The organism is Actinoallomurus iriomotensis (genome assembly GCF_030269445.1).
GTDB classification, from domain to species: Bacteria; Actinomycetota; Actinomycetes; order Streptosporangiales; family Streptosporangiaceae; genus Actinoallomurus; species Actinoallomurus iriomotensis.
This window is the reverse complement of record NZ_BSTJ01000024.1, coordinates 1-13,700: the sequence shown is the minus strand read 5'-3', so window position 1 is coordinate 13,700 and position 13,700 is coordinate 1. Positions and strand designations below refer to the sequence as shown.

The window sequence follows — 13,700 nt, the reverse complement described above, 5'->3', positions numbered from 1 at the left end:
GCGTGTTCTGACCTTCGGGATCGCGCACATCGGGCTCTCATCATGGGATGCGTCCGAGAAGCGTTCGCCGTGCCGCGCGCTCACCCGGGCATCCCAGCTCAGACGTTGATCGGGGTGGTGTTGTGGCAGAAGAGGTCAACAGCCCGGGACCCGCGCCCGAGGAGGGAACCGAGCCGGACGAGCGCGCCGTCCGGGACGGCGATGACGCGGAGCGCGCGAAGACTCTGGCCGCGGGTGCCGCGGTCGGCGCCGCGGTCGCGATCGGCGAGACGCCGGACGACGCCCTGGCCGCGCCTGAGGCGCGGACACGATCGACCGTACGCGCCGAGCCGTCCACGCCCACGGCAGGGCGCCCGGCCGTCCCTGGGACGGGTACGCCCACCGTGCGGTCGAAGAAACCGGCCGACCCTGGGACGGATCCACACGCCGGCCCGCCGGACTCCGCCGGAACCGGCGGGGCCGGCCCGGCCCGGACGCTCGGTCTGGGGGCGGCGGCGGGCCTGGGCGGCGTCGCCGCCGCAGGTCTGCTCAGCGGGGGCCATGCCGATGGCCACGCTCCCTCCTCGCACACCTCGCATCAGGGTCCGGTCCACCCCGGGGCAGGTGTTCCACCGGGGCCGGGCGACCAGGGATACACGCCCCTGGATCCGGGGACCGCGTCACTGATGCAAGGCTCCGACCCCGGCTCGCCCGGCAAGCAGGTGCCGGACCCGGCCGCGCAGTCGCCCACCGCCGCCGGAACCCCGAGCACGCACGGGCATCACGGAACGGACCCTGCCTCGCCCCAGCAGGACACGGTCGGCTGGACCGGCTCTCAGGACACGCGAGACCGGCCGTACGACACGTCCAGCCAGCCGCTCGGCGGCGAGATCTCCGACCGGGCCACGTCGGCCGACGCCGCTCCCACCGTCCTGTACGACTCGTCCGGTCATCCGGCGGGGACCGTGGACGACTCTGGGCGGTTCAGCCCGATTTCCGGTGGCACGCCGTCGTCGGATGCCCCGGGATCGATCCTCTATGACGCGTCCGGGAATCCGGTCGCCACCACCGACGCCTCCGGGAACGTGGTCCCGCTCTCGGCGGAACGGCCGGCGACCGGGACCGACGCCACGGCGCAGGGAGCGGGGCAGGACGACACCACACCGGCCGATGGGGTCCAGCCGCGGTCGGCGACACAGACGCCGGGCGGCGAGCCGACGTACACCTACGACTACACCTACCCGGAGATGACGGATGACCAGCGGCTTTGGTACGACCCGCTGTCGCTGACCCCCGAGCAGCGCGACAAGATCCTCCGTGACGAGATGGCCAAGAACGGCGTCAAGCTTCCGCCGGCGGACGGCAAGGACATTCCCCTGCTGCCTGACTCCTTCTGGCAGAAGGACGGCTACGACGTCAACGGTCAGCACCTGACGCCGGTCGAGGCCGCCGCCACGATCTACGGGATCGCCAGTTCGTTCTCGGTGAACGTCAACGAGCTCGGAACCCTGGCCGGGCACATGGACGACCTGTACCAGACGCTGTCCGGCGCCTGGGCGAAGCTGTACGGGAAGATCGCCGATCTGAAGGTCGACGACGTCTTCGGGGACGACGAGAACCTCGCGGACTTCCACCAGCAGTACACCGACACGACGAACAGTCACAGCGACGCCGCGCTCCAGGTCATGAACGGGCTCACCGCCCAGGCCGGCGGTCTGCGCCAGACGGCCTCGGCGTACATCCAGCAGGAGAACGCCAACCTCGCCCCCTTCGGGGTGACGGCGGTCGACCCGAGGTCGGCGATGGACCAGGCGCGCTACCAGAACGGGCAGGACATGTCGGATCACTACCCGTACTGGTACTTCGACACGAGCGATCCGCGCAGCCCGTTCTTCAAGAAGAGCTGAGGCGGGGCCACGATGACCTATCCCGCCGTACCGAGTCCCACGCCCACCCCGACGCCCACGAGCGGCTATCCCGCCAACGGCGGCCAGTGGACGGCACAGCAGGCCCAGGACTACGCGTGGCAGCACATCCCCTGGATCAAGAGCAGGGTCCAGCCGCTCTACGACGCGGCGCAGGCGTTCCGTGACTTCGCCGCGACCGTACAGACGGTGATCGACCAGGGGACCGACGACGTCAAGAACGACCTCAAGTCGTGGGTCGGAGACGGACGGGACTCCTTCGTCCGCGAGTGGGCACGGGACTTCAGCGGCGACAGGGCCAACTGGTACTCAGGCCTGTCGTACGGGGCGAAGAAGCTCACGAGGCTGGACGACCAGGAGCAGCCACCGGCGGAGATGCTGCTGATCCTCAAGGACGGCAGCCTGGACGCGGCCGACCAGATGGAGGGCCTCGCCAACGCGGTGGGGTCCCTGCTGTTCACTGACCTGGTCCTGCAGGTCATCGACGTGGTCCTCACCGTCGTGACGGTCCTCGTTCCGATCGCCGGGCTGTTCGGGAAGATCGGCGAGATGATCTTCATGAAGGGGGTCGAGGAGGTCAGCGTCCAGGCCGCGAAGGAAGTGGCCGTCCAGTTCGTCAAGACGTCAATCACCGCCGCTCTGAAGAACCTCGCGGAGATGACGGCCAAGAATCTGGCGCTCCAGTTGCTCAAGGGCGCCATCGTCGGCGCCGGCATCGACATCGGGTTCCAGATCTTCAACCAGAACGCCTTCAACCAGATCTACAGCTCGATGATGGGCGAGGAGCCCCCGCCGTTCCAGGCGAACATCAACGTCGTCGAGGTCATCGAGTCGGCCGCCGTGGGCGCCGCGTCGGAGGGTTTCACCCACTGGGCGACGCCGAAGATCAACGCGTTGACCAAGGACAGCGAGTTCTGGCAGTCCGGCGCGGGGCAGCGGGCCATCAACGCCTCGCTGGCGATCGGCACCGGCCTCGGCACGGATGCCGCGCTCCAGGGCTTCCACATCGCGATGGGCTGGCAGAAAGGCTGGAACTGGGAGCAGTCGGCGCAGAACGTCGCCATCGGTGTCTTCTCCGGCTTCCACCCGCCGCACACTCCGCCGCCCGACGGGTTCACCGTCCGGCAGGACCACCCGGGTGGATACACGAAGACCTGGCAGTTCACCGAGCACAACGGCACACTGAGCGTCCTGGACCCCCGGACCGGACGCGAGGTCGGCACCGGTCATTGGAACGACGGGGCCATCGACGTCACGTACAAGGACGGCGGGTTCGAGAAGGTCACCCTGGCCGGCACGCACGTCGACCATCTCACGAACGGCACGCAGACCGTGCGGCTGGTGGATCCCAAGACCGGCAAGCTCACCGACGTTCAGATGCCGACGAAGACCCTCACCAGCTACGGGGTCGACGGCGCCGGTCAGCAGCACTTCGAGCGGCAGGCCACCTACTACGCCAACGGCACGGCCGAGATCCGGGACGAGCACGGGATCTACCAGACCCAGCACCGGCTCGACCATTCGATCACCGTCGACCCCGAGACCGGAAAGATCATCCAGTACGACGGCAAGAGCGGGACCCTCGACCCCTCGGTGTTGCGACTGCCCGAGGGATCCGTGGTCACCGTGAACGACCAGGGGATCGTCACGTCCGTCATGCGTCCCGGTGGCGACCGCGCCGTCGACCTCTACGCCCTCGGCCCGGACGGTCACCTCGATCGCGTCGGCACGCTTCGCCAGAACGGTGACGGTCTCCTCACGATGACCGACGACCCGGGCCACCGGACCACCGTCGAGACCAAGGACGCGACCTACTCGGCGGCCGACACCCCGGTCGACCGCACCGGCCGCGGAGCGCCCACATCGGAGTACCGGCTCCCCACCCGCCGAGAGACGGGGACGATGTGGGAGCAGCGCGAGAACCCCCTGTTCACCCTCCATAAGGGCCAGGTCACGCCGGTCGTCCCCACCACGCGCGAGCAGGCCCACGCGACGCCCGTCTCAGAACTCCAGCCCACCGAGCACACCGCGCCGTCCCTCCCGGACGCGCCCGAGCAGCGGCAGCACGGCGCGAGCGATGAGACGCCTGGCGTCACACCGGACCTCGCCACGGCGCAGTCGCTGAACAGCGTGCTGGGGTCGGTCCACCCGGACTGGATGCGAGGCGCGGTCGATGCCTTCACGAGCGTCGCCCCGGGTGGCCGGGAGACGTTCCGGATGCCGGTGCCAGGGACGAAGGACCCCATCACGGTCACCGTCACCCGGGACCCGGCGACCAGGGCCACAACGCTCACCCTCGATCCGGACGGACCGGCCGCGGCGCTCGACCGGACGCGGCTCGCCCCGGGGATCGAGGACTCCCTTCGGAAGATCGCCGACGCCACCGGGACCGGCTTCCGTGTCGAGGTCCCCGGCGGGGAGGCCGGAAGCCGTGCGTTCGGGTTCCATCCCAGTGAGGGGGCGCACGCGTTCCACCAGGTTCTCGAGTCGATCTCCGTCGCGCGCGGCGAGCCGGTACGGACGACGGTGGACCTAGGCGAGGGGACGCGGGTCTCATTCACGCCGCGGGTCGTCCGCGAGCCCGGACGGCGGGAGACCATCCGGCTGACCGACCTCGAAGTCGAGGGTGACGCGATGCCCGAGCACGAGGCCGTGAACCGGATGCGGTCGCTGGTGACCGACCTCGCGGACGCGCTCGGTCGCCGGGTCGAAGTGATCCACGGCGACGGGCCCGGCGTTCGGGGAGAGAACATTCTGCTCGCACACATACCGGACCTTCCCGTCCATACGGCGCCGGTCGTCGCGCCGACGGGCGCGGAACTCTTCCCACCGGTCGAGTCCGGGAGACCGCCCGTCCTGCCCGCCCCCGTCCGGCAGCCGTCCTCGGTACCGGAGTTCGGCCGGGGCGAGGTCGCCGAGTACGTCGCGGCCGTGTACCAGACCGGCGGGGAGATCCAGCGGTTCTCCTTCCCGATCGAGCACGAGGGCACGACCGCGTTCGTCGACGTCACGGGCGACGTCGACATCAGGACGGGTGAGGTGACGCTACGCCTGGCGCCGGGAGAGAACGCCGAGGCGTTGCGCGGCCGGATTCCGCGAGAGGTCGTCGTCGCGCAGGCGGAGGAGACGCTCCGGGGAATCGCCGAACGGCTCCCCGGGTCGCTCACCGTCCACAACGGCGAACTCGACGTCGTGCTGAACCCGCCCAAGGTCGCGCACGCGCCGGGCGAAGGCGGCGCGTACGGCGTCCGCGTCGAGGACATGCGCGCCATCCACGGCGCGGCCCTCCTGCCCGGCGGAGACAAGAGGGTCACGGTGCACGTCCCGCCGGACGTCACGCCGGAGAACGCGGCGTATGAGATCAGCTGGACCACGCGGTACGTCCTGGGCGGGGACGGCGAGGCGCGGCTCGTGCTGCACGAGCCGATGGTCGACAGGACACTGCCCGACGGCACCCGCACGTACGGGCCGCTGGAGTCGCTGAGCGAGACCGAACGTTCGGAGGTGTTCGGTCCGATCCAGCGGCTCCTCGAGCAGGTGTCGGGCAGACCGGTCGACGTGGTCGGCGCGGAGTCCGCGCGGGTCCAGCCGGAGACGATGAAGGTGGGCGAGGTCGGGGTCACCTCCGGCAAGCCGGAACAGGTCGTACCGAAGATCGCCACATCGCCGGAACAGACGGCCGCCAAGGTGCCCCTACCGAAGCCCCGGGTGCTCACCCAGGCCGAGCCGGGCGGGAACAACGTTCCGGACTATCCGCAGGCCGAGGTGTTCTCCAAGAACAACGGCCTGAAGCCGCTCAGTCCGAATGCCACCCGGCCGCTCAACCCGTACGGTCCGGTCGAGCCGCTGCCCAAGGGGCAGGACTTCGGCCCGAACAACCTTCCGCCGGGAGACGTGTATCCGGAGCTTCCATGGGCCGCTCCAGGAAAGCTCGTGGTCGTTCCCGACGTCGATCCGTCGGCGGTCCTCCACCCCGACTCGCCGGCCTTCGAGCGCTTGTGGAAGGCGCTGTGGCACCTGAACCTGGACACCCATCTCGAGCACAATGTCGTCGAGTTCGAGGACGGAAGCTTCCACATCGTCGAGGCCGGTAAGTACGCTCTGCTCGACGACGGATCGCTGGCGATCAAACGCATCTGGATGCACGTCCATCCCCACTGGCTGCCGGCGACCGGCCCGTCCATGGGCGATCTTCGGTTTCTCGGCATGTCGCCGGGGCAGAAGTCGGCGATCCTCATCGAGCAGGGGCTCCACCCGTACGAGTACGAGGTGCCGGACGCCGTACGGGCGGTGCTCGGGCTGCCACCTGCCGGGACATCGATCGACGTCGGACCGCGCATCGCGGCTCTCCGGGACCTGCTGACCACGCCTGATGAGGACCTGGTCGTTCGGCTGGACGGCCTCGTCGACGCGCTCGCCCGCGACTCTTCGCGGCTCCCCCCGGACGCCGCGCGCGCCAGCCTGATCGGCGACGTCAAGGACATCGCCGCGGATCTCGCCGAGACCCCCACTCCTCAGCTGCGCGAGGCCCTCGGCGAACGCCTGCAGCTGCTGGAACAGCATCTCAGGGGTGGCACCGCGTCTCCGCTCGCCGATGACCTGTCGCACCGGGAGTCGGCCGGCCTGGAAGCCGATGAGGTCAAGCTGCTTCCGTCGCCGCGCTTCCGCGACAAGGTGGCGGACGTCGCGGGACTCGACAAGGTGCTCAAGCTGCTGGGCAAGGAGGGCGGGGCGGGATTCTCCGACATCACGCTTCACGAGATCTTCGGTCCTGACAATCCGGCCGGCATCAAGCGCATCGTCGATGCCGTTCTCAGGAATCCCTTCGTCACGGTGCCGAAGCCGCCCAGAGAACCGGTGGCGCCGAAGGAGCCCGCGCCGCCCGGCGTTCCCGAGGATCAGGCACCGAAGCAGTGGGAGAAGTACCGCCAGGCATTGGAGATCCACGAGAAGTACAAGCTTCCGCGTTACGCGAAGGAGATGGCGGAGTATCCGGCGAAGCTGCGGGCGTACGAGGATCTCAGGGCGGCCAACACCCGGCTCGTCCGGAAGGCGAGCGCGTTCGCGCTGCGATACGCGCGGCGTACCGCCCTGCCGTTGGACCAGACGAAGTTCGGCAATCTCTACGAGTACTACGGTGCGCTGTTCACCGAGTTCACCCTGCATCCCGACTGGTTCGGTCACGTCGACGACAGCGGTCGGCCCCTGGCTCCTCTGCAGCGAAACGACTCGGCCGCGCTCGTGGCCTATGGGCGGAAGTTCGACGACATCATCGGCGAACGTTTCCGACTCGAGTTCGCGCAGGCCTCGGCGAAGCCGAACAACTTCGTCTCGGAGGCATTCCTGCAGGAGCTGGCCGCCGTGGACTTCGACGATCCGATGGTGCGGCAGCGGTTCGCCCAGGAGATCCACGCGAAACTGATCGGCATCGCCGACGACATCAACTTCGGCAATCCCGCGGCAGCCGCCTACCACCCGCACAAACACGCGCCCGGCCTGGTGCCCTCACCGAATGAGCGCAACTTTCCGGCCGGCGGTTATATGCGCTCCGTCGCGGAGGCGATGCGGGCCGGTCATGTCGCGACCATCGAGCGGATGCGGAATGGCAGCGTCATGGTCGAGGTGCACGCGACCCTTCCCCACGCCGACGGGGAGGGAAAGGGCACCGTGACGACGAAGTCGATCGTGTTCGTCGAGGCGAGGAGCGGACGCATCGTTCTCGCGACCCACCAGGCCGAACGGGACACGAAGGCCACCGTGGGGACGGAGCCGGACGCGATCGCCACGCAGGTGGCGAAGCGCGTGGACGTCGAGGTCCCGGAGGCGCGGCCGCTCCCCGAACAACATCGACCGGCGTCCACCGAGCCGGCGCCGGAGACGCACCTCCCCGCCCAGGCGGAGAACGTCGAGGCGAGCATCGCGACGCGGAGACAACACCTCGAGACCGTCACGGCCCGGCTCGCCGAGCTGGCGAAATCACCGCTCACGCGGATCCATGAGTCGATGGAGCTCGTACGGCGGCTCACGCGGACCTACCAGGGACATCTCGACGCGGCCGGCGCCAAGCTGGCGGAGTTCCGGGCGACGGCACTGCGCATGCCCGTCCGCGGCCCCATCGGCCGAGATGACGTGCTCCGATTCCGGCAGGAATCCCTCGACCGGCTGAGCCGCACCGCGTTGGGCGACATCGAGGAGGTCGCCCGGCTGGAGCGGCTGGTGGACCGCGCCCGGCGGGTGGTGACGCTGTCGGCGGAGATGACCTCAGCCGTTGACGACCTGTTCAAGGACTTCGCCGATCCGGCGGCACTGCCCGAGGCGCAGCGGCGAATGGCCGAGGACGTACGGCAGTCCGTGATCGACGCCGTGAAGGTCCACGAGTATCTGAGCCGGCACGGGCTGGCGGGCCTCGCCGAGGGCGGTTCCGAGGCGCTCCGTACGGACCTGCTCTCCCGGCTGCCCGAGGTGGAGCGCACCGTCCACGAGCTGCGCTCCGAACTCCATCGGCTGGACACGGAGAGTCCGGCCGGTGACGCCGCTCAGGCGCGACACCAGGAGGTGGTCGCCCGGCTGGAGGCCGCGCTGAGCGAGCGTGACCGCCTCGACCGCGCCGGTCGGCGGTACCTCCAGGCACATCCGGAGCTCCTGCCGGTCGAGGAGGCGGTGTCGCGCACGCGGGTCGGTGGGCTGGAGGCCGCCTTGGCGGAGGCGACGTCCCGGGGGGACGGGACGGCGGCCGGGGTCATCCTCGACGATCTCGGCCGGGCCAGGGACCAGCTGCGGTGGATCGAGAGCAGGCGCGCCATGACCGACCTGCGTTCCCACATCGACGAGGTCCGTGCCCAGGCCGACGCCGCCCGCCACGCGGGCGACACCGCCCGGGTGACCGAGCTGGAGAGCAGGCTGGCCGAGCTCGAACGAGCGCTCGGCTCGCTGCGATCCGTGCCCGGGGCGACCCGGTCCGTGGAGTACGCGCTCGGGCGGCTGGCCGGGATCGACGCCGGGCCGGCGGCGTCGGAGCAGGAGCGGGGCAGGGCACTGCACCGGCTCGTCACCAAGCTGTGGAAACTTCACGACGAGGGTCACGTGGCACTCGACCCCGACGCCCTGCGGAAGGCGGCCGCCGGGGACGACGATGCCCTGGCCGGACTTCTCGACCAGGTGCGCCGAGCGGGCGAGCCGGAGACCATCCTGAGCCAGGCCGGCGTCCACGGTCCGGTGGAGCACTCGCCCGAGCCGACCCGGCCGCTTCCCGTCGACCCGCGCAGCCGGACCGTACGAGCCGCCCTGGCCGACTCACGGAAGGCGTCGCCCAAGCTGTGGAGACTCGGTCACCTCGAACGGCAGGCCGCCAAGCTGGAGACGACGGATCCGGTCAAGGCCGCCCGGCTCCGGGCGAAGAAGGCGGACCTGACCGTACAGATCAAGAAGCTACTGGATCCGGTGGAGCCGCTCGCCGAGAAGGTGATCGCCGACGAGATGGCCGCACGACCGGACGTCGCGTTCGTCCAGGCGGCGATCGACGAGGCGCCGGCCCTGCATTCTCTGTGGAACGGCGACGTCATCGACGTGGCCTCCAGGCATGTCGGCGAGGCGTACCGGCCGGTCGCGAACGAACGCGTGAATCTCGACTGGCAACGGCGCCAGGATGAGACCTACATCCAGACCCGCGGCGAGGCGCAGCGGCTCGACGCCGCCGACGGCCGGGAGCTGTTCCGCCACATGGCCCAGGTCATGGGCGGTGGCCGGAAGGGCCTGCTCGGCGGCCATGTGGCGGCGACGCTCGGCGACCCGCGGAGTTGGCAGGGCGTCACCACGACGGATCTCGACGTGCCCGTGATCCGCAAGGTCCATCTCACCCATCGGGAGATCATCAAGGACTGGCTCACGGGAAGGCAGCCGTGGCCCGACCCGATCGGGGGGATCCTGCCGGTCGACTCCAAGATCCTGCACAGCCGCCACACCGTCGCGACCCCGAACGGCGTGGAGCTGACGGTGGAGGTCTACCGGCACCAGTCGCTGATCATCGACAGCGGCCGCGTCACCGAGGGCGGCCTGAGCATGCTGCGGATCGACGGCGGACTCGGCGACGGCATCCTGCCGTTCTGGCACATGCTCAAACCGGTGGACGTGCCGATCGAGCTCGGCCCGATCACCCTCAAGGTGTCGGTGCCGGTGGGGCCCAACCTCGACCTGCAGTACATTCCGGGGCTGCGCCGCGACTTCCACCTCTACGACCAGGTCGGCCGGGAGACGATCGTCACGAGGTACGGCCCGGGACCACGCGATTTCTGGGTGTACGAGACCCCCGCCTCAGAGCTGCGTCCCGCCGGCGACGTCTTCCAGACCGAGCAGTTCTACACCAAGTGGGGCGTGCAACTCGCGACGTTCCCCACGGTGCAGGTGGCGGCCACCGTTCCGGGGATCCCGCCGAACGAGCGCCCGGCGTTGTTCCAGTTCGGTGGCGTCGGTCTCGTCCAGGTCACCGGAGAGTTCTCCCTCTTCTTCGACCCGCACACCGGTCACTTCCTCCAGCCGGACTGGACCGTGGGGGCCGAGGCGCTGACCGGCCTGTTCGCCAGCGTCCCCGACGTGATCGGCGGAGTCCGGATCCACCCCGACCTGCACGGCTTCCTCGGCTGGGGACCGAGCCCGGGGACCGTGCCGTGGAACCGGGTCCGCACCTTTGATCTCAAGCCCTGGATCGAGCACTACGGCCGGCGGCTCCTGCTGAAGACGCCGGGAGTCAAGAACGTCATCCACGAGCGTCTCGCCGCCACCGAACGGGCCGCCCTCGCCACCGCGGAGGCGAAGGCGGCCGAGGAGACCCGGATCGGCCGCCTACTGGAATCCTTGAAGAACCCGTCGCCCGTGCCTCCTCCCGCGGGGGAGACTCCGCCCAAGGTCGCGGACGTGCTCCGAGGCGAGATGCGCGCCCTCGTCACCGATGCGGGCAAGCGTGTCCGGGCCGCGGTCGAAGCGGGCGCGATCGGGCCGGAGGAGCAGGCGAGGATCGAGACGCTGGTCGGCCGGGTCCAGCGGCTCGCGGACGGCAGCGGCGCCATCCCCCGTGAGGTCCTCCAGCGGCACGCGCCGGCAATCCGTGAGCTGCGAAAGTGGCTTGGCCGCCTGCCGGTCCCGGACGTCCCCGCCAAGCCGGTACCCGGCGCGCACACCCCGGGCGGTGCCGCCGGTGAGGCCCGGCCCCAGGCGGCGTTCCGAGTGCCGCCCCGGCCACGGCCGTCGCTTCCAGGGGACACGGACGGTCGCCCGCGCGTACGGCCGGACGCACTCCCGCGGCGCGTCGTCCTCCAGCCGGAGCCGTCGGGTTCGTGGTCGCGTCCGTTGCGCGAACGGCCACCTCAGGGCCTCCCGTCGCGGCACGACGCGCGGCCCCAGAACCCTCCCGGACCGCGGAAGCTGCGCCTGATGCCGATCACGCGAACCGCTGACGAACCACACCTGAGCCCCGACGAACCCGAGCCCGGCACCAAGTGAGGACGGCGCACGATGGAAGGACCTGCGGCCATGACCGCCGCGCAGTTCGCCGAACCGGCACCCGGCCTCCGCACCCTGCGGGTCGAGCGCGGCAAGTGGGGCGGCTTCGCCTCGATCGGTGCGGCCCTGGAGGCGGCGGCGGACGACGACCGGGTCGTGGTGATGCCCGGCACCTATGTCGAGAACCTCACCGTGACCAAGAACGTCACGATCGAGGCGGCGAGCGAGGCCGCCGGTCCGGTGCTCGTCCAGTCGCACTATGGAGTCACACTGTCGGTCTCGGCGGCGTCGGCCACCGTCCGCGGGCTGTCCGTGCGCGGTGGCGACGCCGGTGAGCCGGCGGTGCGGATCGACGCGGGCACGATCGAGTCCTGTGAGATCACCGCCGAGCACGCGGGCGGAGTCGCCATGACCGGTGGCAGCCCGACGCTGCGGGACTGTGACGTGACCTCGGCCGGATTCGGGATCAGCGTCCGCGACGGCGCGCGGGGCCGCGTCGAGCGATGCCGCGTCACGGCCGGGCGCGGCGGGGTCCTGGTGACCGCGGCCGCCGACCCGGTCGTCACCGGCTGCGCCGTTACGGGGCCCGACGGCAACGGAATCTATGTCACCGGCGGAGGGCGCGGCAGTTTCGACGACTGTGTCGTCTCCGGAGCCGGCCAGCCCGCCGTGGCGGTCGACGGCGGCGCCGACCCGGTCATGCGCGGCCTGCGGATCTCCGGGTGCGACAGCCACGGCGTCTGGATCGATGAGGACGCGACCGGGCTGATCGAGAACTGCCAGGTGGACGACGTGCGCGGGCACGGTGTGTACGTCACGCGCGGCGCGGATCCGGTCATCCGCTCGGTCACCGTCGAACGCGGTCAGACGTCCGGAATCCAGATCGCCGGTGCGCGCGGGACGTTCGAGGACTGTCTCGTACGGGCCTGCGGCGGCAGTGGAATGGCGGTCGAGGGCGGCGATCCGGTGGTACGGCGGGTGATCGTCTCCGACGTGGCCGAGTACGGGATCACGGTGGAGGGCGGCGGGGGATCGTTCGACGAGTGCGTCGTCTCCCGTACGGGCCCGGGCCGGGCGGGGATCCGCATCGGACGGGGCGGCGCGCCGCACCTCAGCCGGTGCACGGTCTCGCACGTGCCGGGCGAGGGCATCCGTACCGAGGAGGGCGCCGCGGGCTCACTGGAGGACTGCCTGATCAACGAGACGGAGGCCGTTCCGGTCGGGATCGCCGGCGGTACGCACGGCGAGGGCCGCTACACGCTCGTTCTGGGCACCGCCGAAGGCGCCCTGACACGCGTCGATCGGCCGGCGGCCGACACGGAACCGCACTCCGGACGCGGCGGCGGCAAGACGGCGGATGGCACCGTCTCGCCCGCCGTGGACGATCTTGACGAGTTGCTCGCCGCGCTGGACGGCCTCGTCGGGCTGGCACGGGCCAAGCAGGAGGTCGGCGATCTGGTGAAGCTGACGCTCGTCGCGAAGCAGCGGGAGCGGGCCGGGCTGCCGCCTCCTCCGCTCAGCCGGCACCTGGTCTTCGCCGGCAGTCCCGGCACCGGCAAGACGACCGTGGCGCGCATGTACGGGAAGATCCTCGCCGCTCTCGGTGTGCTCGCCAAGGGGCATCTCGTCGAGGTCAGCCGGGTCGATCTGGTCGGGGAGTACGTCGGGCACACGGCGCCCAAGACGCAGGCGGCGTTCGACAAGGCGCGCGGTGGTGTGCTGTTCATCGACGAGGCGTACATGCTCTCCTCTGGCTCCGACGACTTCGGCCGAGAGGCGATCGGGACGCTCGTCAAGCTGATGGAGGACCACCGCGACGAGGTGATCGTCATCGTCGCCGGCTATCCGGACGAGATGGACCGGTTCCTGTCCGTCAACCCCGGTATGGCGTCGCGGTTCACCCGGACCATCACCTTCGAGGACTACTCCTCCGAGGAACTCGTCACGATCGTCGGCGAACAGGCCGGGAAGCTGCACTACGAGCTGGCCGAGGAGACCGAGTTCGCGCTGCTCGGCCACTTCGCGGCCATCCCGCGCGACCGGCACTTCGGCAACGGCCGTACGGCCCGCGTCGTGCTCGAGGAGATGATCCAGCGGCAGGCGCGGCGGCTCTCGGCCGTGGCCGAGCCGACGCGCGACGAACTGCTCGCCCTGCTGCCCGCCGACCTCGAGCCCTAGGTGTTCTGTCCCGTGAGGTTGGGGATGCGGCTGGCGGGTGGTCGGCCTCCTAGCGCGGTGTGTGCGCGGTGGTGATTGTAGGTGTGCAGCCACTCGGGGAAGGCTTGGCGTCGTTCGGTCTCT

General features: G+C 70.3%; 3 protein-coding genes and 1 pseudogene. 3 read left to right on the top strand and 1 reads right to left on the bottom strand.

The window, feature by feature from the left end:
- The first annotated feature begins 122 nt into the window (after positions 1-122).
- The 3 genes from QSK37_RS50390 to QSK37_RS50380 are packed head-to-tail and all read left to right on the top strand — an operon-like array spanning position 123 to position 13,577.
- Positions 123-1,886 carry a hypothetical protein gene (locus tag QSK37_RS50390; RefSeq protein ID WP_285636963.1) on the top strand — a complete coding sequence of 588 codons (1,764 nt, stop codon included), beginning with the start codon at positions 123-125 and terminating at the stop codon, positions 1,884-1,886.
- Positions 1,887-1,898: 12 nt separating this feature from the next.
- Entirely contained in the window at positions 1,899-11,399 is a 9,501-nt protein-coding gene (locus QSK37_RS50385) for a hypothetical protein (protein ID WP_285636961.1), read from the top strand.
- 30 nt (positions 11,400-11,429) lie between these two features.
- Complete coding sequence (locus tag QSK37_RS50380; protein WP_285636958.1) at positions 11,430-13,577, top strand: right-handed parallel beta-helix repeat-containing protein; 2,148 nt, start codon at positions 11,430-11,432, stop codon at positions 13,575-13,577.
- On the opposite strand, the pseudogene QSK37_RS50375 reads toward QSK37_RS50380, so the two are convergent.
- Positions 13,574-13,700 (bottom strand): annotated as a pseudogene (locus QSK37_RS50375) (integrase core domain-containing protein); the annotation flags it as partial. The gene QSK37_RS50380 and the pseudogene QSK37_RS50375 sit on opposite strands and share 4 nt — an antisense overlap.